The 24,371-nt window shown below is 51.0% G+C and carries 23 protein-coding genes and 1 pseudogene; 8 read left to right on the top strand and 16 right to left on the bottom strand.

Annotation, left to right across the window (positions count from 1 at the left end):
* Positions 1-4: 4 nt before the first annotated feature.
* From atpD to asnC, 12 genes are all read right to left on the bottom strand, one after another.
* Positions 5-1,387: a F0F1 ATP synthase subunit beta gene (gene atpD / locus A7090_RS02885; RefSeq protein WP_105272952.1), complete on the bottom strand. Its 1,383-nt coding sequence runs from the start codon at positions 1,385-1,387 to the stop codon at positions 5-7.
* 26 nt (positions 1,388-1,413) lie between these two features.
* Entirely contained in the window at positions 1,414-2,277 is an 864-nt protein-coding gene (gene atpG / locus A7090_RS02880; protein ID WP_105272951.1) for a F0F1 ATP synthase subunit gamma, read from the bottom strand.
* Positions 2,278-2,327: 50 nt separating this feature from the next.
* Entirely contained in the window at positions 2,328-3,869 is a 1,542-nt protein-coding gene (atpA, locus tag A7090_RS02875; RefSeq protein WP_001176745.1) for a F0F1 ATP synthase subunit alpha, read from the bottom strand.
* 12 nt (positions 3,870-3,881) lie between these two features.
* Positions 3,882-4,415, bottom strand: coding sequence for a F0F1 ATP synthase subunit delta (gene atpH, locus A7090_RS02870; protein WP_105272950.1), 534 nt, complete (start codon positions 4,413-4,415; stop codon positions 3,882-3,884).
* Positions 4,416-4,429: 14 nt separating this feature from the next.
* A complete protein-coding gene (gene atpF, locus A7090_RS02865; RefSeq protein WP_001052219.1) occupies positions 4,430-4,900 on the bottom strand; it encodes a F0F1 ATP synthase subunit B in 471 nt (156 codons plus the stop codon).
* 61 nt (positions 4,901-4,961) lie between these two features.
* On the bottom strand, positions 4,962-5,201 hold the full coding sequence (gene atpE / locus A7090_RS02860; RefSeq protein WP_000429386.1) for a F0F1 ATP synthase subunit C: 240 nt from the start codon (positions 5,199-5,201) through the stop codon (positions 4,962-4,964).
* Between the two features lie 46 nt (positions 5,202-5,247).
* Positions 5,248-6,063, bottom strand: coding sequence for a F0F1 ATP synthase subunit A (gene atpB / locus A7090_RS02855; RefSeq protein WP_000135625.1), 816 nt, complete (start codon positions 6,061-6,063; stop codon positions 5,248-5,250).
* A gap of 8 nt (positions 6,064-6,071) precedes the next feature.
* The gene (gene atpI / locus A7090_RS02850; protein WP_069197227.1) at positions 6,072-6,452 is read right to left on the bottom strand and encodes a F0F1 ATP synthase subunit I; all 381 of its coding nucleotides are present in this window, start codon (positions 6,450-6,452) and stop codon (positions 6,072-6,074) included.
* Between the two features lie 616 nt (positions 6,453-7,068).
* Complete coding sequence (rsmG, locus tag A7090_RS02845) at positions 7,069-7,692, bottom strand: 16S rRNA (guanine(527)-N(7))-methyltransferase RsmG (RefSeq protein WP_105272949.1); 624 nt, start codon at positions 7,690-7,692, stop codon at positions 7,069-7,071.
* 63 nt (positions 7,693-7,755) lie between these two features.
* A complete protein-coding gene (mnmG, locus tag A7090_RS02840) occupies positions 7,756-9,645 on the bottom strand; it encodes a tRNA uridine-5-carboxymethylaminomethyl(34) synthesis enzyme MnmG (protein ID WP_105272948.1) in 1,890 nt (629 codons plus the stop codon).
* A gap of 378 nt (positions 9,646-10,023) precedes the next feature.
* On the bottom strand, positions 10,024-10,467 hold the full coding sequence (gene mioC, locus A7090_RS02830) for an FMN-binding protein MioC (protein ID WP_105272947.1): 444 nt from the start codon (positions 10,465-10,467) through the stop codon (positions 10,024-10,026).
* A gap of 89 nt (positions 10,468-10,556) precedes the next feature.
* The gene (gene asnC / locus A7090_RS02825; RefSeq protein WP_000432970.1) at positions 10,557-11,015 is read right to left on the bottom strand and encodes a transcriptional regulator AsnC; all 459 of its coding nucleotides are present in this window, start codon (positions 11,013-11,015) and stop codon (positions 10,557-10,559) included.
* Positions 11,016-11,166: 151 nt separating this feature from the next.
* On the opposite strand from asnC, the gene asnA reads away from it, so the two are divergent.
* Complete coding sequence (asnA, locus tag A7090_RS02820) at positions 11,167-12,159, top strand: aspartate--ammonia ligase (RefSeq protein WP_000845107.1); 993 nt, start codon at positions 11,167-11,169, stop codon at positions 12,157-12,159.
* Between the two features lie 4 nt (positions 12,160-12,163).
* Here asnA and viaA read toward each other — a convergent pair whose 3' ends face one another.
* Together viaA and ravA are read right to left on the bottom strand one after the other, a co-directional pair.
* Complete coding sequence (viaA, locus tag A7090_RS02815) at positions 12,164-13,615, bottom strand: ATPase RavA stimulator ViaA (RefSeq protein ID WP_105272946.1); 1,452 nt, start codon at positions 13,613-13,615, stop codon at positions 12,164-12,166.
* Entirely contained in the window at positions 13,609-15,105 is a 1,497-nt protein-coding gene (gene ravA, locus A7090_RS02810) for an ATPase RavA (protein WP_105272945.1), read from the bottom strand. Before ravA ends, viaA begins: the two co-directional genes overlap by 7 nt.
* Positions 15,106-15,327: 222 nt before the next feature.
* On the opposite strand from ravA, the gene kup reads away from it, so the two are divergent.
* The 7 genes from kup to rbsR all read left to right on the top strand — a co-directional run bounded on the left by kup (position 15,328) and on the right by rbsR (position 23,230).
* Positions 15,328-17,196, top strand: a complete 1,869-nt coding sequence (gene kup / locus A7090_RS02805; protein WP_105272944.1) for a low affinity potassium transporter Kup — start codon at positions 15,328-15,330, stop codon at positions 17,194-17,196.
* Between the two features lie 165 nt (positions 17,197-17,361).
* Positions 17,362-17,781, top strand: a complete 420-nt coding sequence (rbsD, locus tag A7090_RS02800) for a D-ribose pyranase (RefSeq protein WP_105272943.1) — start codon at positions 17,362-17,364, stop codon at positions 17,779-17,781.
* Between the two features lie 7 nt (positions 17,782-17,788).
* Entirely contained in the window at positions 17,789-19,294 is a 1,506-nt protein-coding gene (rbsA, locus tag A7090_RS02795) for a ribose ABC transporter ATP-binding protein RbsA (protein ID WP_105272942.1), read from the top strand.
* Between the two features lie 4 nt (positions 19,295-19,298).
* Positions 19,299-20,264 (top strand): ribose ABC transporter permease, encoded by a 966-nt coding sequence (gene rbsC, locus A7090_RS02790; RefSeq protein ID WP_095139086.1) that lies wholly within the window; start codon positions 19,299-19,301, stop codon positions 20,262-20,264.
* A gap of 24 nt (positions 20,265-20,288) precedes the next feature.
* Positions 20,289-21,179 carry a ribose ABC transporter substrate-binding protein RbsB gene (rbsB, locus tag A7090_RS02785; RefSeq protein ID WP_001056273.1) on the top strand — a complete coding sequence of 297 codons (891 nt, stop codon included), beginning with the start codon at positions 20,289-20,291 and terminating at the stop codon, positions 21,177-21,179.
* Between the two features lie 125 nt (positions 21,180-21,304).
* A complete protein-coding gene (gene rbsK, locus A7090_RS02780; protein ID WP_105272975.1) occupies positions 21,305-22,234 on the top strand; it encodes a ribokinase in 930 nt (309 codons plus the stop codon).
* A 3-nt stretch (positions 22,235-22,237) separates the two neighbouring features.
* Positions 22,238-23,230 (top strand): ribose operon transcriptional repressor RbsR, encoded by a 993-nt coding sequence (rbsR, locus tag A7090_RS02775; RefSeq protein WP_105272941.1) that lies wholly within the window; start codon positions 22,238-22,240, stop codon positions 23,228-23,230.
* Positions 23,231-23,259: 29 nt separating this feature from the next.
* On the opposite strand, the pseudogene A7090_RS02770 reads toward rbsR, so the two are convergent.
* Together A7090_RS02770 and A7090_RS02765 are read right to left on the bottom strand one after the other, a co-directional pair.
* A pseudogene (locus A7090_RS02770) lies at positions 23,260-23,479 on the bottom strand (MFS transporter); the annotation flags it as partial.
* Between the two features lie 22 nt (positions 23,480-23,501).
* Positions 23,502-24,194: a FadR/GntR family transcriptional regulator gene (locus A7090_RS02765; RefSeq protein ID WP_105272940.1), complete on the bottom strand. Its 693-nt coding sequence runs from the start codon at positions 24,192-24,194 to the stop codon at positions 23,502-23,504.
* Positions 24,195-24,371 lie beyond the last annotated feature (177 nt).

Raw genomic sequence — 24,371 nt, 5'->3', positions numbered from 1 at the left:
GGCGTTAAAGTTTTTTGGCTTTTTCCACAGCTTCTTCGATGGAACCGACCATGTAGAACGCCTGCTCCGGCAGGTGATCGTATTCGCCGTCCATGATGCCTTTAAAGCCACGGATGGTGTCTTTCAGGGAGACGTATTTGCCCGGAGAACCGGTGAATACTTCTGCCACGAAGAACGGCTGGGACAGGAAGCGCTGGATCTTACGAGCACGCGCTACCACCAGTTTGTCTTCTTCAGACAGTTCATCCATACCCAGGATGGCGATGATGTCTTTCAGTTCCTGATAACGTTGCAGGATGGACTGAACGCCACGCGCGGTGTCGTAGTGTTCCTGACCAACCACCAGCGGGTCCAGCTGACGGCTGGTGGAGTCCAGCGGGTCAACAGCCGGGTAGATACCCAGAGACGCGATCTGACGGCTCAGTACGACCGTTGCGTCAAGGTGCGCAAAGGTGGTTGCCGGAGACGGGTCAGTCAAGTCATCCGCAGGTACGTATACTGCCTGTACGGAGGTGATAGAACCGGTTTTGGTGGAGGTGATACGTTCCTGCAGAACGCCCATCTCTTCTGCCAGCGTCGGCTGGTAACCTACCGCTGAAGGCATACGGCCCAGCAGTGCGGATACTTCCGTACCGGCCAGGGTGTAACGATAGATGTTGTCAACGAACAGCAGTACGTCACGACCTTCATCACGGAACTTCTCAGCCATGGTCAGGCCGGTCAGAGCAACGCGCAGACGGTTTCCCGGCGGCTCGTTCATCTGGCCATACACCAGGGATACTTTGTCGATAACGTTGGAGTCGGTCATTTCGTGGTAGAAGTCGTTACCCTCACGAGTACGTTCACCTACGCCCGCAAACACAGAGTAACCGGAGTGCTCGATCGCGATGTTACGAATAAGCTCCATCATGTTTACGGTTTTACCTACACCCGCACCACCGAACAGACCGACTTTACCGCCCTTAGCGAACGGACACATCAGGTCGATAACTTTGATACCGGTTTCCAGCAGTTCCTGAGAGTTTGACAGCTCTTCGTAGGAAGGTGCTGCGCGGTGAATCGCCCAACGCTCTTCTTCACCGATCTCGCCTTTCATGTCGACCGGTTCACCCAGTACGTTCATGATACGGCCCAGAGTCGCTTTACCTACCGGGACTTCGATCGGGTGTTCGAGGTCTTTTACATCCAGACCACGACGCAGACCGTCGGAGGAACCCATTGCGATGGTACGCACGATACCGCCGCCGAGCTGCTGCTGAACTTCCAGCACCAGACGCTCATTACCATTTTGCACCTCAAGAGCATCGTACACGCGCGGTACGGCATCCTGAGGGAATTCGACGTCAACTACGGCGCCGATTACCTGGACAATCTTTCCAGTAGCCATCTTAAATCCTCTACGAAATAACCTGTTTAAACCGCGGCGGCCCCCGAGACGATCTCGGTGAGTTCCTGAGTAATGCTGGCCTGACGAGCTTTGTTGTATACCAACTGCAGCTCTTTAATCAGGCTGCCGCCATTGTCGGTCGCGGCTTTCATCGCCACCATACGGGCGGCCTGCTCGCTGGCCAGGTTTTCAACCACGCCCTGATAAACCTGAGATTCGACATAACGACGCAGCAGGGTATCCAGCAACGCCTTCGGATCGGGTTCGTACAGGTAATCCCAGGATTTATGTTTCAGATCATCATCATCTGATGCCGGTAACGGCAGCAGCTGGCTGATGGTCGGAACCTGAGACATGGTGTTAATAAATTTGTTGCTGACAATGTAAAGCTTGTCCAGACGGCCTTCGTCGTAGGCCTGCAACATCACTTTTACCGGACCGATCAGTTCGGACAGGGAAGGGTTATCCCCCATGCCGGAAACCTGGGCAACAACATTGCCGCCCACGGAGTTGAAGAACGACACGCCTTTCGAGCCGATCATTGCGAGGTCGCATTGAACGCCTTTGTCGGTCCATGTCTTCATTTCCGCCAGCAGTTTTTTGAACAGGTTAATGTTCAAACCACCGCACAAACCACGGTCGGTCGACACCACCAGGTAGCCTACGCGTTTAACGTCGCGGTCTTCCAGGTATGGGTGCTTATATTCCAGATTACCGTGTGCAAGGTGACCAATCACTTTGCGCATGGTTTCTGCATAAGGACGGCTGGCCGCCATGCGATCCTGCGATTTACGCATTTTGGAAGCGGCGACCATCTCCATCGCTTTAGTGATCTTTTGCGTGTTCTGGACGCTTGCGATCTTACTACGTATCTCTTTTGCGCCGGCCATGAGCTTCTCCTCAATGCCTTGCGGCCTGCCCTAAGGCAAGCCGCCAGACGTTACCAGGATTGGGTTGCTTTGAAGGAATCGAGGATGCCTTTCAGCTTGCCTTCGATTTCGTCGTTGTAGCCACCGGTCTGGTTGATCTCTTGCATCAACGGAGCGTGATCACGGTCGACGTAAGCCAGCAGAGCGGCTTCGAAGCTGCCGATTTTCGACAGTTCAACATCCGCCAGGTAACCACGTTCAGCTGCGAACAGAACCAGAGACTGCTGCGCGACAGACATCGGCGCATACTGTTTCTGTTTCAGCAGTTCGGTCACTTTCTGACCGTGGTCAAGCTGCTTACGTGTTGCATCGTCAAGGTCGGATGCAAACTGAGAGAACGCTGCCAGTTCACGATACTGTGCCAGCGCGGTACGGATACCACCGGACAGTTTTTTCATGATCTTGGTCTGTGCTGCACCACCCACACGGGATACGGAAATACCGGGGTTAACCGCAGGACGAATACCGGCGTTGAACAGGTTGGTTTCCAGGAAGATCTGACCATCGGTAATGGAGATTACGTTGGTCGGAACGAACGCGGAAACGTCGCCCGCCTGAGTTTCGATAATCGGCAGCGCGGTCAGTGAACCGGTTTTCCCTTTCACTTCACCTTTGGTGAAGGCTTCAACGTATTCGGCGTTAACACGCGCCGCACGCTCCAGCAGACGAGAGTGGAGGTAGAATACGTCGCCCGGGAATGCTTCACGTCCTGGTGGACGACGGAGCAGCAGGGAGATCTGACGGTAAGCAACAGCCTGTTTAGACAGGTCATCGTAAATGATCAGCGCATCTTCACCGCGGTCACGGAAGTATTCGCCCATTGCGCAACCGGCATAAGGCGCCAGGTATTGCAGTGCAGCAGATTCAGACGCGGTTGCTACCACAACGATGGTGTTAGCCAGTGCGCCGTGCTCTTCCAGTTTACGTACCACGTTAGAAATGGTGGACGCTTTCTGGCCGATAGCGACATAGATACATTTGATACCGGAATCGCGCTGGTTAATGATGGCGTCGATTGCCAGTGCGGTTTTACCAGTCTGACGGTCACCGATGATCAATTCACGCTGACCACGACCGATTGGGATCATGGAGTCAACGGCTTTATAACCGGTCTGTACCGGCTGATCTACGGACTGACGTTCGATAACGCCCGGAGCGATTGCTTCTACAGCAGAGAAGCCGTCGTGATCCAGCGGACCTTTACCGTCGATGGGTGCACCCAGAGTGTTAACCACACGGCCCAGCAGGCCACGGCCAACCGGAACTTCCAGGATACGCCCCGTACACTTAACTTTCATGCCTTCGGCAAGGTCAGCGTACGGACCCATAACAACCGCACCTACAGAGTCGCGCTCGAGGTTCAGTGCGATAGCGTAACGGTTACCCGGCAGGGAGATCATCTCACCCTGCATACAATCGGCCAGGCCGTGGATGCGGATAACACCATCACTTACAGAAACAATAGTACCTTCGTTGTGAGCTTCACTCACAACATTGAACTGAGCAATGCGCTGCTTGATCAGTTCGCTGATTTCGGTGGAATTCAGTTGCATGCTCCAGTCCCCTTAAGACTGCAAGACGTCTGCAAGGCGCTCAAGACGACCGCGTACGCTGCCATCAATGACCATATCACCCGCTCGGATGATAACGCCTGCCATTACAGACTTATCGATTTTGCAATTCAGCTTAACTTTGCGTGACAGACGTTTTTCCATCGCAGCAGAAATTTTCGTGAGCTGTTGTTCACTCAGTGCGGCAGCGGAAATGACGTCTACCTCAGCGGTAGCCTCACTCACGGCACGCAGATGAATAAACTGCTCCAGAACATCCGGGAGCGCGTTAAGACGACCATTTTCAGCCATTACCCGAATCAGGTTCTGACCGTTTTCGTCCAGTTGCTCACCACAAACTGCGATAAACGACTCGGCGAGCGTTTCTGGCGCCAGCGCGCCAGAGAGAAGCTCTGCCATTTGTTCGTTTTTGGTTACCTCGGCGGCAAACGCCAGCATGTCCTGCCAGCGTTCTACACTTTGGTGTTCGACGGCAAAGTCAAAAGCTGCTTTGGCGTAGGGGCGAGCTACCGTAATAAATTCAGACATCAGCCCCTCCCTCCTTACAGTTCAGCGACAAGTTTATCCACGATGTCGCTGTTAGCAGCTTCATCCACGGAACGTTCGATGATCTTCTCGGCGCCAGCAACAGCCAGGATAGCAACTTGCTTACGCAGCTCTTCACGGGCACGTTTACGCTCGGCTTCAATTTCTGCCTGCGCCTGGGCCACGATTTTAGTACGTTCCTGTTCTGCCTCAGCTTTCGCTTCGTCCAGAATCTGCGAGCGGCGTTTGTTCGCCTGCTCGATGATTACCTGGGCTTCCGCTTTCGCTTTTTTCAGCTGGTCGGTCGCGCTGGCCTTTGCAAGGTCAAGGTCCTTATGTGCTCGTTCTGCGGAAGCAAGGCCGTCAGCAATTTCTTTTTGACGTTTTTCGATGGCTGCCATTAATGGCGGCCATACGTACTTCATGCAGAACAGAACGAACAGGACAAACGCGATGGCCTGGCCGAGGATTGTTGCGTTAAGATTCACAGCACAATGCCTCTATTTAGTTAACGTTCTGATATTGCTCTTTAAATAAAAGCAACGCTTACTACGCGACAGCGAACATCACGTACAGACCCAGACCTACAGCGATCATAGGGATAGCATCCACCAGACCCATAACGATAAAGAACTGAGTACGCAGCAGAGGAATCAGATCAGGTTGACGCGCTGCGCCTTCCAGGAATTTACCCCCGAGGATGCCGATACCGATCGCAGCACCGATTGCCGCCAGACCCATCATCACAGCGGCAGCCATGTACAGCAGATCCATATTCAGGTTTTCCATGACAGTCTCCAGTTTGTTTCAGTTAAAACGTAGTAGTGTTGGTAAATTAATGTTCTTCAGACGCCATCGACAGATAGACGATCGTCAGAACCATGAAGATGAAGGCTTGCAGCGTAATGATCAGGATGTGGAAAATGGCCCACGGCACATTCAGGATCCACTGTGACCACCACGGCAACAGACCAGCAATCAGAATGAAAATCAGCTCACCGGCATACATGTTACCGAACAGTCGCAAACCGAGTGAAACGGGTTTGGACAGCAGGCTTACCCCTTCAAGGATTAAGTTGACAGGAATGAACGCCCAGTGATTGAACGGCTGCAGCGTCAACTCTTTCGTGAAGCCGCCGATGCCTTTCATTTTGATGCTGTAGAACAGAATCAGGATAAATACGCCCAGTGCCATAGACAGCGTTACGTTCACATCCGCAGACGGAACTACACGCAGTGCGGGCAGACCCAGTACATGTTCAGCAATGTACGGCAGCAGGTCGATAGGCAGTAAATCCATCAGGTTCATCAGGAATACCCAAACGAAGATCGTCAGGGCCAGCGGAGCAATCAGCTTGCTTTTGCCATGGTACATGTCTTTCACGCTACCATTAACAAAGCCGATCACCAGCTCAATCGCGGTCTGAAACTTACCTGGCACGCCGCTGGTCGCCTTTTTGGCTACGCTACGGAATAAAACCAGGAACAACAGACCCAGCACCACCGAGAAGAACATGGAGTCAATATTGATTGTCCAGAAGGTGGCTGGGGGGTTTTGTGGATCCACCAGCGAGAATGTACGCAGGTCCAACTGAAGGTTATTCAGGTGGTGTCCTATGTAATCCTGCGGCGTCATATTTTCTGAAGCCATGATGCCTTTTACCCTTTGTTGTTAATTACAGCCGGTGCCAGTATCTGAACCACCAGCACCAAAACCCACGTAACGATCAGCGGCAAGAATACCGCCTTTAAAACCGCCAACGCCACCACCAGTAACACCAACATCGCCAGAACTTTGAAAGCTTCGCCAAATGCGAATGTCCAGGCCACCCGGCCTTTCGCTGGTGTATGCGCCTGGTGACGCCAGGCAAATATCATAAACAAAACGTTAGGCAGAAAGACTGCCAGGCCCCCACTTATTGCAGAGACGCCCCAGAAGGGGTCTTTGAGGCTGAACAGCAATCCACTTGCTATCACCACCAGTAACTGAACGAGCAGAAGCTTCCGGGCAACGTTTTGACTCACGAGCGACACAGACATCACGTTTTTCACTCCTGCTCCCTTCGAGGTATGTCGCGTGTCGTATAAAACTTTCTTTAAGGCTTAGAGTCAAGCATCAAAAAGCGGTCAAATTATACGGTGCGCCCCCGTGATTTCAAACAATAAGTAGCCAAAAGGTGAATAAATGTTTAAATATTTTTCCAGTGCATACAATTGCGACTTTTCTGCAACCTCTGTTCGATCATGAAAAACTGTAAATAGCGCGTAAACACTGGCGATAAAGCGTGCTTCAGATCACATATTGAGCATGTTCGCGCACAGCATATTTATTTACGTGGCAAATGATGCCTTTGCAAGTTTATGATATTTCAGTCTAAAAACAGATACTGTTTCAATAAATGACATTTACACAGCAAAAACCACCCGTTGACATTTTTAATAATGTTTTAACAGTCAATTATAGTTCTTAGCGCCGATTTTTAGCAGCCTGATATTTTCACTAATGACTTATTTTCTGCTTACCAAAAAAAGCCACGTTACTTTGTTGATGCAAAAGAGTGAACGTGGCGTTAAATGTAACCAGTTATATCAATAGAGAACCGGAGTGTTGTTAACAGTCTAACCGGTCAATTTTTTATGATTTTTTTGATAAAAATTAAATTTTATTTGCTTTAATCACCACCAGATGACGTTCGCCATTCAGGGCAGGAACCTGAAGTTTAACCACTGATTCGACCTGATATTCTTCGGGCAACAAAGCGATTTCATCTTCCGGCATTTGGCCTTTCAGCGCGTAGAAACGGCCTTGCTCACCAGGAAGATGGTGGCACCAGCTCACCATATCGTTCAGAGAGGCAAAAGCGCGGCTAATTACGCCATCAAACGGCGGCTCTGACGGAAACTCTTCTACCCTGCTCTGTACCGGCTCAATGTTTTCCAGTTTTAGTTCATGTTGCACCTGACGGAGGAAACGCACGCGTTTACCAAGGCTATCCAGCAGTGTGAAATGGGCTTCAGGACGCACGATAGAGAGTGGAATACCAGGCAGTCCTGGTCCGGTGCCGACATCAATAAACCGTTCACCTTGCAGATACGGTGCCACGACAATGCTATCGAGAATATGGCGTACCAGCATCTCATTAGGATCGCGGACCGAAGTCAGGTTGTACGCTTTGTTCCATTTATGCAGCATATTCACATAGGCAATAAGCTGGTTTTTCTGGTGATCGGTAAGCGAAATTCCTGCATCTTTCAGCAGTGAGGAGAGTCTGTTGAGCACGGTAATTACCTGTTCTTGATGCGTTGCCCGGTAAGCGGGTGCTTACCAGGCATTTTTAATGCGTTATGCGCTACGACGCAGCATACCCTGTTTTTTCAGCCACACCAGCAGAATGGAGATGGCCGCAGGCGTGACGCCAGAAATACGCGAAGCCTGACCAATAGAGGCCGGTTTGTGATCGTTAAGTTTAGCGATCACTTCGTTAGAAAGACCGGATACCTGGCGATAATCCAGCGTCGCTGGTAGCAGGGTATTCTCGTTACGCTGCTGCTTTTCGATCTCATCTTGCTGGCGCGCGATATAACCTTCGTATTTAACCTGAATCTCAACCTGTTCTGCCGCCTGTTCGTCTGTCAATGCAGGAGCAAACGGCGTCAGCGCGGTTAATTTTTCATAAGTCATTTCCGGACGGCGCAGCAGATCTTCACCACTGGCCTCACGGGAAAGCGGCGCAGTCAGGTGAGCATTCACTTCGGCTGCGGCGTCTGCCGACGGGGTTACCCAGGTCGATTTCAGACGCTGACGCTCTCGTTCGATGTTCTCAAGCTTCTCGTTAAAGCGAGCCCAACGTTCGTCATCCACCAGGCCCAGTTCCCGACCGATTTCGGTCAAACGCAGATCCGCGTTATCTTCGCGCAGCATCAGACGATATTCTGCGCGCGAGGTAAACATACGATACGGTTCTTTGGTTCCTAAAGTGCACAGGTCATCGACCAGTACGCCGAGATACGCCTGAGAACGCGCAGGAGCCCAACCTTCTTTGTCAGCAGACAGGCGAGCGGCGTTAAGACCGGCCAGCAAACCTTGCGCAGCAGCTTCTTCGTAACCGGTAGTGCCGTTAATCTGACCAGCAAAGAACAGCCCCTGGATAAACTTGCTCTCCAGTGTCGGTTTCAGGTCGCGTGGATCGAAGAAGTCATACTCAATGGCATAACCCGGACGCACGATCTTCGCGTTCTCCATCCCCTGCATGGAGCGAACGATTTGCATCTGCACATCGAACGGCAGGCTGGTAGAGATACCGTTCGGATAAATTTCGTTAGAGGTCAGCCCTTCCGGTTCAAGGAAGATCTGATGCTGATTTCTGTCGGCGAAGCGCATGACTTTGTCTTCGATCGACGGGCAGTAGCGTGGGCCGACACCTTCGATCACCCCTGCGTACATTGGGCTTCGATCGAGGTTACTGCGGATTACATCATGGGTTTTCTCGTTGGTATGGGTGATATAACACGGCACCTGCTGTGGATGCTGGGCCGCATTGCCCATAAACGAGAATACCGGCATTGGGTTATCGCCATGCTGTTGCGCCAGCACGCTGAAGTCGATAGTACGCGCATCAATACGCGGCGGTGTCCCGGTTTTCAGACGACCAACGCGCAGCGGCAGTTCACGCAAACGGCGAGAAAGCGGAATGGACGGTGGATCACCAGCACGGCCACCGCTGTAATTATCCAGACCGATATGAATTTTACCGTCCAGGAACGTCCCAACGGTGAGCACGACGGCTTTGGCACGGAACTTCAGTCCCATTTGGGTGACCGCACCGACCACACGATCGTTTTCGACAATAAGATCTTCGACCGCCTGCTGGAAGATCATCAGGTTCGGTTGGTTCTCCAGCGCCATGCGTACCGCCTGACGGTAGAGCACACGATCTGCCTGAGCTCGTGTAGCACGAACTGCCGGTCCCTTGCTTGCGTTTAGTATCCTAAACTGGATACCCGCCTGATCGATCGCTTTTGCCATCAGACCGCCGAGTGCATCCACTTCTTTTACCAGATGTCCCTTCCCAATACCGCCGATCGCTGGGTTGCAGCTCATCTGCCCTAACGTGTCGATATTGTGTGTCAAAAGCAGAGTCTGTTGACCCATACGCGCCGCGGCCATCGCGGCTTCGGTGCCTGCATGACCCCCGCCAATGATGATGACGTCAAAAGGATCCGGATAAAACATGGTGATTGCCTCGCATAACGCGGTATGAAAATGGATTGAAGCCCGGGCCGTGGATTCTACTCAACTTTGTCGGCTTGAGAAAGACCTGGGATCCTGGGTATTAAAAAGAAGATCTATTTATTTAGAGATCTGTTCTATTGTGATCTCTTATTAGGATCGTGCTTCCCTGTGGATAACAAAGATCCGGCTTTTAAGATCAACAACCTGGCAAGGATCATTAGCTGTGAATGATCGGTGATCCTGGGCCGTATAAGCTGGGATCAGAATGAAGGGTTATGCACAACTCAAAAACTGAACAACGGTTGTTCTTTGGATAACTACCGGTTGATCCAAGCTTCCTACCAGAGTTATCCACAGCAGATCGCACGATCTGTATACTTATTTGAGTAAATTAATCCACGATCCCAGCCATTCTTCTGCCGGATCTTCCGGAATGTCGTGAGCAAGGATATTGATCTTCAGTGTTTCGCCTGTCTGTTTTGCACCGGAATTTTTGAGTTCTGTCTCGAGTTTATCGATAGCCCCACAAAAGGTGTCGTATTCACGACTGCCAATACCGATTGCGCCAAAGCGGACCGCAGAAAGATCGGGCTTCTGTTCCTGCAATGCTTCATAGAAAGGAGAAAGGTTGTCCGGAATGTCTCCGGCACCATGGGTGGAACTGATAACCAGCCAGATCCCGGAGGCAGATAAATCTTCCAACAGCGGACCGTGTAGCGTTTCGGTGGTAAAACCCGCCTCTTCCAGCTTTTCTGCTAGGTGTTCTGCTACATATTCGGCACCGCCGAGGGTGCTGCCGCTGATAAGAGTGATATCTGCCATAAATCGCCACCGTTATTGAGAGTGGCGTATTGTACGCTGTGAACGCGCTGGGATCTACCTGTGGAAAAGTATGGGATTAAAAAAGCCGCTCATGGCTTGATGGTACGCATGATCGGGTTTTGCAGGACGATCAGTGTCTCGGTGGACTGAATTTCATCAATTGTTTGGATCTTGTTGATAAGTACATGCTGGAGGGCGTCGATCGAACGGCACATCACTTTGATAAAGATGCTGTAGTGGCCGGTGGTGTAGTAGGCCTCGGTGACTTCATCAAGACTTTCCAGCTTTGCCAGCGCGGAAGGATAGTCTTTGGCGCTCTTCAATATAATGCCGATAAAGCAGCCTACGTCATAACCGAGCTGTTTCGGGCTGACGTCGATGCGCGCCCCGGTAATGATTCCCGCCTGCTTCATTTTCTCTACACGAACATGAATCGTCCCCGGACTGACACCAAATTGTTTCGCCAGTTCGGCGTAAGCAGTGCGCGCATTGCCCATTAATGCTTCCAGGATGCCGCGGTCCAGATTGTCGATCAGATAATTTTCCATAGGATTTTCTTATGTAAATTGATGATTCACTCTATTTTAGCCTTCTTTTTTAATGAATCAAAAGTGCGAAAGGCTTTTTATTGAATGATTATTGCATGTGTGTCTGTTTTTGTTGCTTAATCATAAGCAACAGGACGCAGGAGTATAAAAAATGAAAACCGCTTACATTGCCAAACAACGTCAAATTAGCTTCGTGAAATCTCACTTTTCTCGTCAACTGGAAGAACGTCTGGGGCTGATCGAAGTCCAGGCGCCGATTCTTAGCCGTGTGGGAGATGGCACGCAGGATAACTTGTCGGGCTGTGAAAAAGCGGTGCAGGTAAAAGTGAAAGCTCTGCCTGATGCCCAGTTCGAAGTGGTTCATTCACTGGCGAAGTGGAAACGTCAGACCTTAGGGCAACACGACTTCAGCGCGGGCGAAGGGCTGTACACGCACATGAAAGCCCTTCGCCCCGATGAAGACCGTCTTTCCCCGTTGCACTCGGTCTATGTTGACCAGTGGGACTGGGAACGCGTAATGGGCGACGGCGAGCGTCAATTCTCGACTCTGAAAAGCACGGTAGAGGCGATCTGGGCGGGAATTAAAGCAACCGAAGCTGCGGTTAGCGAAGAGTTTGGCCTGGCACCGTTCCTGCCGGATCAGATCCACTTCGTACACAGCCAGGAATTACTGTCTCGTTATCCGGATCTTGATGCCAAAGGGCGTGAGCGGGCGATTGCGAAAGATCTTGGCGCGGTATTCCTCGTCGGGATTGGCGGCAAGTTGAGTGATGGTCACCGCCACGACGTGCGCGCACCGGATTATGATGACTGGAGCACCCCGTCAGAGCTGGGCCATGCGGGGCTGAACGGCGATATTCTGGTGTGGAACCCGGTACTGGAGGATGCGTTTGAACTTTCTTCCATGGGGATCCGTGTGGATGCCGACACGCTGAAGCATCAGCTGGCGCTGACCGGTGACGAAGATCGCCTGCAGCTGGAGTGGCATCAGGCGCTGCTGCGCGGTGAAATGCCGCAGACCATCGGCGGTGGTATCGGCCAGTCTCGTTTGACCATGCTGCTGCTGCAACTGCCACATATCGGCCAGGTTCAGTGTGGTGTATGGCCGGCAGCTGTTCGCGAGAGTGTCCCTTCTCTGCTGTAAAAATTTATCGCCGCCAGCGTCTGAGCAGGCGGCTTCGCATCCCGGTATCAAAGCGCCAGATATGATCGAAAATGCGCATGATGCCGGGTTTGCCATGTGCAGACATCGCCACGGCATGAAAGCGATGCTGATGTACCCGCTGCAACTCTTTCACTTTACTCGTCACGTCGTCTGGCAAGCGCTGGGCGATAAAGTCAGAAATCACCACCGTATCGGCATCAAACCATTCCCGGCTTTGCAAGCGCTCCATAATGGCGCGAAAACAACTGGCAAGATCGGTGCCGCCACGAAACTGCTGGCTTAAAAAACGGATCGCTTGTTCGATGCCTTGTGGACCTGAAAGCTCATAACGGACGATCTCAGTGGAAAATAACATAATAAAGCAGCGCCGGTTTTCTGCGAGGGCAATGCGCATCAATGCCAGGCAGAACGCTTTCGCACACTGTTCATTAAAGCCGCCCATTGAGCCGGAAGTATCCACGCAGACTATAAACGGCCCGCGCGGCTGTTCGTCGTAATCTTTATGTATCACTGGACGTTCGATAACTTTTTCACTCCACGACTCACCGTGCAGACGATAGGTGAGCAACTGTTTTTCCACCAGCCGACGGTAAAACTCATATTCCAGTTCCGTTATTCCCAGCGTCGCCAGTTCTGGCGGCAGGAGACGTAAAATATCATCGCTTTGTTGCAGACCATCAACCTGCTCAGGAACGGTCGCCGGTTCGCGCACCATGGTGCGAAAGGTTTCCATCTGCGCATCGTTGTGCGGTATTGATTTGGCTTCCCGGGAACGCCCCAGCTGTTCTGCCAGGCGTTTTAGTTTCGGCTGTTCGTTTAGAAATTCACCATATTTCACAATCAACTGATAGTCGCCGCGTTTAAGCTGACCGGCACTCATATCCCACAGGCGACCAGCGGCGGTGTTGTTATCTACGAGAACTGGTTCAAGCTGCCCGCTCAGCGTCATGCGTTCCTGAACTTCACTCAACAGTTGTTCGCACTCTTCTTCTAATAGCTGTTGATTTAACGTCGTTGCTTGCACGATCAGGCTTAAACGCCAACGCTGGAGAAAAAGTGTGTGTAATGCCGAAGTGATCGTGCTGTTAGCATCAACCAACTGTTGGGCTTGCTCAGCCCACGGGGAGTTCAGACGATGCAGTAAGTCCAGGATCTGCGGTAGCTGCACAATAAATTGTGGCGTGGAGAGGAGCTGGCTTTGTTGATAACACATCACCTCTTCGGTGAGTTCCGGTGGGACTCTGGTATCTTTCAGCCGACTGCGCAGCGCCTCACGCCAGCGGGAAACATCATCAGTGATTGCCGCCTTCAAGCGTGGAAATTTTTCAAAGAAGGCCGCCAGCTGCGGTGAGGCCAGCAGCGCGATGATCATATCTTCGATCAAACCCTCTTCGCTGACGGCCAGCATCACATTAAGCGTATCCAGCGTTAGCATTGTTGTGCCTGGCGAATCTGGGTGCCGACATCCTGTAGGCTGGCTTCAATGCGACCTAACCAGTCGCCAGGGATAAACAGACATTTTTGCTGTTCACTGAATAAAATGTGTTGCTTACGCCAGTCGCTTTCAAGCTCTTCCAGTTGTTGTTTTATTTCACCTGGCAGACCTTCAGGCGATGAACCGGGGAGTGCAAGCGTACTGCCTTGTAAACTTACATCGCGTACAACCAGATGTTGGGCGCTATCAACTTCCAGATTCAGTTTCTGGGCAAAGCCGATACCGTTCAGCTTGCCGTGAATCTCACCACCTTTGCTCAGCCACTGTTCCAGCGCGCTACGCTCAAAGGAGATATGAACCACTTCCATATCATGCAGTTTTAACGGTTTTTGCAGCAGCAGAGTCAGAGTGGAAGCCGTAACGTTGACAGGAAGTTGATACTGCTGACGACGGCTGAAAATGCCGCCCAGACGAATTACCGTTAAGGCTGTTTTATCGCTTTGTTGCTGCTGAAGTTGCAGGTGACGTTGCACAATCGCGCCCAGGCGGGTCAACATCCCTTGCTGTTGCCAGGCATGACCGGTCATCAATACATCAATTTGTTGCTGAATTAAATTCAGGCTTTGGGCGTCATACCACAGGCAATCTTTTAGCAAAATGAGATCAACCGGGGTAACAGCACTGCGACCGCTAAAAAAGGCGCTGGCTTGCAATAAGCGGATCGCTTTTTTCCAGCGACGATCGGAGACATAAGGCGCATCCGGTAATTTATCCAGTTGCTGGCGCAGCATAAAAATCAGCTCAAATACATGATCAGGCAGCGTAATTTCATCAATCTCTTTCTGCCAGCGTTCATATTCTTCATCTGTGATCTGCAAGGAGGCCGGAACCGGATTGTCATTTTCATCCTGTTGACTGGTCAGCATGGCACGGAAATTCGCTTTATCCTGCACTTTATCTAACCACAGACGAATCAGCATGCGGTCATAGAGCGCTTCCAGACTGCTGTCGGCTTCCGGCAGCTCGTTGGAGGCCGCCACCAGCAAACGCATCGGGATTTTTTCTACGTGTGCGCCGTTGCGGAACTGGCGTTCGTTAATGGCCGTGAGCAAGGTATTAAGAATTGCCGGGCCCGCTTTCCAGATCTCATCCAGAAAGACAATTTCTGCTTCTGGCAGGTAACCGCTGGTTAAACGTTCATAGCGCCCTTCATCTTTTAGCGCCTGAATAGAAAGGGGACCAAAAACTTCTTCCGGAGTGGAGAAGCGGGTCATCAGATATTCAAACGCGCGGGCATTCTGAAAGGCGAATTTTAAGCGCCGGGCGATCAAACTTTTGGCAATACCTGGCGGGCCAAGGAGGAACACGCTTTCACCACTTAATGCCGCTAACAAACACAAGCGGATGGCGTGGTTACGTTCATAAAGCCCCTTTTCCAGCGAACTGCTCAGACGGGAAATTCTTTCCGCTAATAAATGAGGGTGAGCCATAATGAAGTGGCGTCCTTTCGTAAAAAGTTCTGCATAAATTGCGAGTATAGACGTTTCTTGCTGGTGGCTAAAAGAGTCTCAAAGGAGGGCTATTTTTCTTTGAGCCAGGTTAATGTAGCCGCATTTAGGTGTACGATTTTGCGGTTAATCGTGCATACTGTGCGCTTTTTTGTGGGCCAAGGGACTAAGCACACATTTCATATTTCAACGAAAGACTAGTCTATGAGCACTGATAATAAGCAATCGTTGCCCGCGATTACCCTCGCGGCGATTGGAGTTGTCTACGGCGATATTGGTACCAGCCCGTTATATACGCTTCGTGAATGTTTGTCCGGCCAGTTTGGTTTTGGCGTTGAACGCGATGCTGTGTTTGGCTTTCTATCGCTGATCTTCTGGCTGCTAATCTTTGTGGTTTCCATTAAATATCTCACCTTCGTAATGCGGGCAGATAACGCCGGTGAAGGGGGGATCCTTACGTTGATGTCGCTTGCCGGGCGTAATACGTCGGCGCGAACGACCTCTATTCTGGTTATTATGGGGCTAATCGGCGGCAGCTTTTTCTATGGTGAAGTCGTCATAACCCCCGCTATTTCGGTGATGTCAGCGATTGAAGGGCTGGAAATCGTCGCCCCGCAGCTGGATACCTGGATAGTTCCCCTTTCAATCATTGTTCTTACTTTACTTTTTATGATTCAAAAACATGGCACTGCTATGGTCGGTAAGCTGTTTGCGCCGATCATGCTGACCTGGTTTTTGATTCTGGCAGGACTGGGGCTACGTAGCATTATTGCTAACCCGGAAGTGCTGCATGCGCTGAATCCGATGTGGGCGGTGCATTTCTTCCTTGAATACAAAACGGTTTCTTTTATTGCATTAGGGGCGGTGGTGCTGTCGATTACGGGTGTCGAGGCGCTGTATGCTGATATGGGACACTTTGGTAAGTTTCCTATTCGCCTGGCGTGGTTCACCGTTGTATTGCCTTCTTTGACTCTTAACTATTTCGGCCAGGGGGCGCTACTGTTAAAGCACCCGGAAGCGATTAAAAACCCGTTCTTTCTGTTAGCACCGGACTGGGCATTGATCCCTCTGCTGATCATCGCCGCGCTGGCAACGGTAATTGCCTCCCAGGCGGTTATTTCTGGCGTTTTCTCACTGACGCGTCAGGCGGTTCGTCTGGGATATTTGTCGCCGATGCGCATTATTCACACCTCCGAAATGGAGTCAGGGCAAATCTATATACCGTTTGTGAACTGGATGCTCTATGTCGCGGTCGTGATTGTGATTGTCAGCTTTGAGCACTCCAGCAACCTCGCGGCGGCGTACGGGATTGCGGTGACAGGAACGATGGTACTGACGTCTATTCTCTCGACTACCGTGGCACGTCAGAACTGGCACTGGAATAAGTATTTTGTTGCGCTGATCCTGATTGCTTTCCTTTGTGTCGATATTCCATTGTTCACCGCTAACCTCGATAAACTGCTCTCCGGCGGTTGGTTGCCACTGAGCCTCGGTTCGGTGATGTTCATCGTGATGACCACCTGGAAGAGCGAGCGTTTCCGTCTGCTGCGGCGGATGCATGAACATGGTAACTCTCTGGAAGCGATGATTGCTTCGCTGGAGAAATCGCCGCCAGTTCGCGTGCCAGGAACAGCAGTGTATATGTCCCGTGTACTCAATGTTATTCCCTTTGCGCTGATGCATAACCTAAAACATAACAAGGTATTGCATGAGCGGGTTATTCTGTTAACCCTGCGTACTGAAGACGCGCCATATGTCCATAACGTTCGGCGGGTACAGATTGAACAACTATCGCCCACTTTCTGGCGCGTGGTGGCAAGTTACGGCTGGCGGGAAACGCCAAATGTGGAAGAAGTCTTCCACCGTTGTGGTCTGGAAGGGTTAAGTTGCCGGATGATGGAAACCTCCTTCTTTATGTCGCATGAGTCGTTGATCCTCGGCAAACGCCCGTGGTATTTGCGTCTGCGCGGCAAGCTGTACTTGCTGTTGCAACGTAATGCGCTGCGCGCACCGGATCAGTTTGAAATTCCGCCAAACAGGGTTATCGAACTGGGTACTCAGGTCGAAATCTAACGCCAGACGCCTCCTTTCTCCACAAGGGGGCGTTTTTGTTTTCATGGTTAATCACCATGTAAAACGTTTCGAGGTTGATCACATTTCCGTAACGTCACGATGGTTTTCCTGACTCAGTCAGGATTAAACTGTGGGTCAGCGAAACGTTTCGCTGATGGAGAAAAAATGAAAAAAGGCACCGTTCTTAATTCTGATATTTCATCGGTGATCTCCCGTCTGGGACATACCGATACGCTGGTGGTGTGTGATGCAGGTTTACCCATTCCCAAAAGTACAACGCGTATCGATATGGCATTAACCCAGGGGGTACCTTCTTTTATGCAGGTGCTGGGCGTCGTCACAAATGAAATGCAGGTCGAGGCTGCCATTATCGCGGAAGAGATCAAACAACATAATCCACAACTCCACGAAACGTTGCTCTCTCACCTTGAGCTGCTGCAAAAACACCAGGGAAATACCATTGAAATTCGTTACACCACGCATGAAAAATTCAAACAACACACCGCAGAAAGTCAGGCGGTAATTCGCAGCGGAGAATGTTCTCCGTATGCGAATATCATTCTCTGTGCTGGCGTGACGTTTTGAGGCCGTCATGGAAGCATTACTTCAGCTAAAAGGCATCGATAAAGCCTTCCCGGGCGTAAAAGCCCTCTCGGGCGCTGCGTTAAATGTCTATCCGGGCCGCGTGATGGCGCTGGTGGGCGAAAACGGCGCGGGTAAATCCACCATGATGAAAGTGCTTACTGGTATCTATACACGCGATGCCGGTACGCTTTTATGGTTGGGGAAAGAAACGACATTTACCGGGCCGAAATCTTCCCAGGAAGCCGGGATTGGGATTATCCACCAGGAGCTGAACCTGATCCCGCAGTTGACCATTGCAGAAAACATTTTCCTCGGTCGTGAGTTTGTTAATCTCTTTGGCAAAATTGACTGGAAAACCATGTATGCCGAAGCGGATAAATTGCTGGCTAAACTGAACCTGCGCTTTAAAAGCGACAAGCTGGTGGGCGATCTTTCCATCGGTGACCAACAGATGGTTGAAATTGCCAAAGTGCTGAGCTTTGAGTCGAAAGTTATCATTATGGATGAACCGACCGATGCGCTGACCGATACCGAAACCGAATCCCTGTTCCGCGTCATCCGCGAACTAAAATCGCAAGGCCGCGGTATTGTCTATATCTCCCACCGCATGAAAGAAATCTTCGAGATTTGCGATGACGTTACCGTTTTTCGTGACGGGCAATTTATTGCTGAGCGCGAAGTGGCATCACTGACCGAGAATTCGCTGATTGAGATGATGGTGGGTCGCAAGCTGGAAGATCAATATCCACACCTGGACAAAGCGCCGGGAGACATCCACCTGAAAGTCGATAATCTCTGCGGACCTGGCGTTAACGATGTCTCTTTTACCTTACGCAAAGGTGAAATTCTTGGCGTCTCTGGTTTGATGGGCGCAGGTCGTACCGAACTGATGAAAGTGCTCTACGGCGCACTGCCGCGCACCAGCGGTTACGTGACCCTGGATGGGCATGAAGTCGTTACCCGTTCACCGCAGGATGGCCTGGCAAACGGCATTGTGTATATCTCTGAAGACCGTAAACGCGACGGTCTGGTGCTGGGCATGTCAGTAAAAGAGAACATGTCTCTGACTGCGCTGCGCTACTTCAGCCGTACTGGTGGCAGTTTGAAGCATGCCGATGAACAGCAGGCAGTGAGTGATTTTATTCGTCTGTTTAATGTGAAAACGCCGTCGATGGAACAGGCAATTGGTCTGCTTTCTGGTGGCAATCAGCAAAAAGTGGCGATTGCCCGCGGTCTGATGACACGCCCCAAAGTGTTGATCCTTGATGAGCCTACCCGTGGCGTAGATGTCGGCGCGAAAAAAGAGATCTATCAACTGATTAACCAGTTCAAAGCCGATGGTTTGAGCATCATTCTGGTGTCATCGGAGATGCCAGAAGTATTAGGCATGAGCGATCGCATCATCGTCATGCATGAAGGGCATCTCAGCGGGGAATTTACTCGTGAGCAGGCCACCCAGGAAGTGTTAATGGCTGCCGCTGTGGGCAAGCTTAATCGCGTGAATCAGGAGTAAAAAAATGACAACCCAGACTGTCTCTGGTCGCCGTTATTTCACGAAAGCGTGGCTGATGGAGCAGAAATCGCTTATCGCTCTGCTGGTGCTGATCGCGATTGTCTCGACGTTAAGTCCGAATTTTTTCACTATCAATAACTTATTCAATATTCTCCAGCAAACCTCGGTGAATGCCATTATGGCGGTCGGGATGACGCTGGTGATCCTGACGTCGGGCATCGACTTGTCGGTAGGTTCTCTGTTGGCGCTGACCGGCGCAGTTGCTGCATCTATCGTCGGCATTGAAGTCAATGCGCTGGTGGCTGTCGTTGCCGCTCTCGCGTTAGGTGCCGCAATTGGTGCGGTAACCGGGGTAATTGTCGCGAAAGGTCGCGTCCAGGCGTTTATTGCTACGCTGGTTATGATGCTTTTACTGCGCGGCGTGACCATGGTTTACACCAATGGTAGCCCGGTAAATACCGGCTTTACTGAGAACGCCGATCTGTTCGGTTGGTTTGGTATTGGCCGTCCTTTGGGTGTACCGACGCCAGTCTGGATCATGGGGATTGTCTTCCTCGCGGCCTGGTACATGCTGCATCACACGCGTTTGGGGCGTTACATCTACGCGCTGGGCGGTAACGAAGCGGCAACGCGTCTTTCTGGTATCAACGTCAATAAAATCAAAATCATTGTCTATTCTCTTTGTGGTCTGTTGGCATCGCTGGCCGGGATCATTGAAGTGGCACGTCTCTCCTCCGCGCAACCCACGGCGGGGACTGGCTATGAGCTGGATGCTATTGCTGCTGTGGTTCTGGGCGGTACGAGCCTGGCGGGTGGTAAAGGCCGCATTGTTGGGACGTTGATCGGCGCATTAATTCTTGGCTTCCTTAATAATGGATTGAATTTGTTAGGTGTTTCCTCCTATTACCAGATGATCGTCAAAGCGGTGGTGATTTTGCTGGCGGTGCTGGTAGACAACAAAAAGCAGTAATAACGACTACAGGACATCTTGAATATGAACATGAAAAAACTGGCTACCCTGGTTTCCGCTGTTGCGCTAAGCGCCACCGTCAGTGCGAATGCGATGGCAAAAGACACCATCGCGCTGGTGGTTTCCACGCTTAATAACCCGTTCTTTGTATCGTTGAAAGATGGCGCGCAGAAAGAGGCAGATAAACTCGGCTATAACCTGGTGGTGCTGGACTCCCAGAACAACCCTGCGAAAGAGCTGGCTAACGTGCAGGACTTAACCGTTCGCGGCACCAAAATTTTGCTGATTAACCCGACCGACTCTGACGCCGTGGGTAATGCAGTGAAGATGGCTAACCAGGCGAACATCCCGGTTATCACTCTTGACCGCCAGGCAACGAAAGGTGAAGTGGTGAGCCACATTGCTTCTGATAACGTACTGGGCGGCAAAATTGCGGGTGATTACATCGCGAAGAAAGCGGGCGAAGGTGCCAAAGTTATCGAGCTGCAAGGCATTGCCGGTACATCCGCAGCCCGTGAACGTGGCGAAGGCTTCCAGCAGGCCGTTGCTGCTCACAAGTTTAATGTTCTTGCCAGCCAGCCGGCAGATTTTGACCGCACCAAAGGTTTGAACGTAATGCAGAACCTGTTGACCGCTCACCCGGATGTTCAGGCTGTATTCGCGCAGAATGATGAAATGGCGCTGGGCGCGCTGCGCGCACTGCAAACTGCCGGTAAATCGGATGTGATGGTCGTCGGATTTGACGGTACACCGGATGGCGAAAAAGCGGTAAATGATGGCAAACTAGCAGCGACTATCGCTCAGCTACCCGATCAGATTGGCGCGAAAGGCGTCGAAACCGCCGATAAAGTACTGAAAGGCGAGAAAGTTCAGGCTAAGTATCCGGTTGATCTGAAACTGGTTGTTAAGCAGTAGTTTTAATCAGGTTGTATGACCTGATGGTGACATAAATGCGTCATCGACAGATGAACGTGTAATATAAAGAAAAGCAGGGCACGCGCCACCCTAACACGGTGGCGCATTTTATGGACATCCCGAATATGCAAAACGCAGGCAGCCTCGTTGTTCTTGGCAGCATTAATGCTGACCACATTCTTAATCTTCAATCTTTTCCTACTCCAGGTGAAACCGTAACCGGTAACCACTACCAAGTCGCATTCGGCGGTAAAGGCGCGAATCAGGCGGTGGCAGCAGGGCGTAGCGGTGCGAATATCGCGTTTATTGCTTGTACGGGGGATGACAGCATTGGTGAGAGCGTTCGCCAGCAGCTTGCCACTGATAACATCGATATTTCTCCGGTCAGCGTGATCAAAGGCGAATCAACAGGTGTGGCGCTGATTTTTGTTAATGGCGAAGGTGAGAATGTCATCGGTATTCATGCTGGCGCTAATGCGGCCCTTTCCCCGGCGCTGGTGGAAGCACAACGTGAGCGTATTGCCAACGCGTCGGCATTATTAATGCAGCTGGAATCACCACTCGAAAGTGTGATGGCAGCGGCGAAAATCGCCCATCAAAATAAAACTATCGTTGCGCTTAACCCGGCTCCGGCTCGCGAACTTCCTGATGAGCTGCTGGCGCTGGTGGATATTATTACACCAAACGAAACGGAAGCAGAAAAGCTCACCGGTATTCGTATTGAAAATGATGAAGATGCAGCGAAGGCGGCGCAGGTACTGCATGAAAAAGGTATCCGTACCGTACTGGTTACTTTAGGAAGTCGTGGCGTGTGGGCGAGTGTAAATGGTGAAGGTCAGCGCGTTCCTGGATTCCGGGTACAGGCTGTCGATACCATCGCTGCCGGAGACACTTTTAACGGCGCGTTGATTACGGCATTACTGGAAGAAAAACCATTACCAGAGGCGATTCGTTTTGCCCATGCCGCCGCTGCGATTGCCGTAACGCGTAAGGGTGCACAACCTTCCGTACCGTGGCGTGAAGAGATCGACGTATTTTTAGACAGGCAGAGGTGACGCTTGGCTACAATGAAAGATGTTGCCCGCCTGGCGGGCGTTTCTACCTCAACAGTTTCTCATGTTATCAATAAAGATCGCTTCGTCAGTGAAGCGATTACCGCCAAAGTTGAAGCGGCGATTAAAGAACTTAATTACGCGCCATCAGCTCTGGCGCGTAGCCTCAAGCTCAATCAAACTCATACTATTGGCATGTTGATCACTGCCAGTACCAATCCTTTCTATTCTGAACTGGTGCGTGGCGTTGAACGCAGCTGCTTCGAGCGCGGTTATAGTCTTGTTCTTTGCAATACCGAAGGCGATGAGCAGCGGATGAATCGCAATCTGGAAACGCTGATGCAAAAACGCGTTGATGGCTTGCTGTTACTGTGCACCGAAACACATCAGCCTTCGCGTGAAATCATGCAACGTTATCCAACAGTGCCTACAGTGATGATGGACTGGGCGCCGTTTGATGGCGACAGCGATCTCATTCAGGATAACTCGTTGCTGGGAGGAGACTTAGCGACGCAGTATCTGATCGACAAAGGTCATACTCGTATCGCCTGTATTACTGGCCCGCTGGATAAAACACCGGCGCGCCTGCGGTTGGAAGGTTATCGGGCGGCGATGAAACGTGCGGGGCTCAACATTCCTGATGGCTATGAAGTCACGGGTGATTTTGAATTTAACGGCGGGTTTGACGCCATGCGCCAACTGTTATCACATCCGCTGCGTCCTCAGGCCATCTTTACCGGAAATGACGCGATGGCAGTTGGCGTTTACCAGGCGCTATATCAGGCAGAGTTACAGGTTCCGCAGGATATGGCTGTGATTGGCTATGACGATATCGAACTGGCAAGCTTTATGACGCCACCGCTCACCACTATCCATCAACCGAAAGATGAACTGGGGGAGTTGGCGATTGATGTACTCATCCATCGAATAACCCAGCCGACCCTTCAGCAACAACGATTACAACTTACTCCGATTCTGATGGAACGCGGTTCGGCTTAGATTTACGCTGTCTTTTGATCAGATTATTACCATCGGTTGTTTTCAAAAGCATGAACATTGCTGCATATCGCCACCGTCAGCGTATAACTGATGATGGCTGATTGCATCGCGAGAGGAGAACGATTAAGGCTATGAGCGATTGCGGGTAAGACAGTATTCAGAATAGTGGCATCAAGTGCCTACATCAAAGAAGACCATCGCTGCGATCCACGGCAAACCTGCCATACTGCGCTTCTTTTTATCGCTCACTCAATGTCCTGTTATCTGGTTATCACTTATCAGGTGAGCGTAGCAGTGCTTGACAAGCTTTAAATGCCGCGTTGCCATCGCTTTGGATAATCGCATCGACAATCGCCTGGTGCAGATCCAGCTTTATCACTGTGTCGCTGGTTATTGATGTGAAGTAAGTGTGATAAACCGAATGGAATAGCGAGGCGAATGAGGTCAAAAACGGATTGGCGCTCATTTCATAAATATGCTCATGCCAGGCCATATCGACCTCAATCCAGCGTTCCCGGCGAAAGTTCTCTTTTAATGCCGCCATTTCGGCCATTAATGTATTGAGCCGCGCTTTCTGTTCTGCGTTACCTACCGTCGCTGCCAGTAGGCAGGCTTGCGGTTCCAGACAGATACGCATAACCAGAAAGTGATCGATGACCTGATGAAAGTTCTCTTCTGTCATCCACCAGGTAAGCAATTCCTGATCAAGAAAATTCCAGTTCGATTGTGGCATGACCCGGGTACCAATTCGTGGGCGCGGTAAAACCATCCCTTTTGCTGTTAACGTCTTGACCGCTTCGCGTACCGCTGTACGACTCACTCCAAATTGCTCGCCCAGCTCAATTTCACCAGGCAGAATGGTGCCGGGTTTATATTCACCTTTTAAGATCCGTTGCGCCAGCTTCTCAGCCAGAACATACGAAAGGTTTTTCTGTGCAGCTAACTGTTGTGCGCTTAAAGGCATTACTTATCTTCCTTTTTCTTTTTATTCCTCCTTAGTATGCCACCAGGAAGTGTGATTACGGTTGCAAAAACAGCAAATTGCTTGTTTTATGGCACATTCACAGTTGTTTTGCTGAAAAAATGCGCGGTCGGAAAATTATTTTAAATTTCCTCTTGTCAGGCCGGAATAACTCCCTAT

Source organism: Escherichia sp. MOD1-EC7003, assembly GCF_002965065.1.
Taxonomy (GTDB): domain Bacteria; phylum Pseudomonadota; class Gammaproteobacteria; order Enterobacterales; family Enterobacteriaceae; genus Escherichia.
Note: the sequence above shows the minus strand (reverse complement) of the source record. Positions and strands in the feature narration are given on the sequence as shown.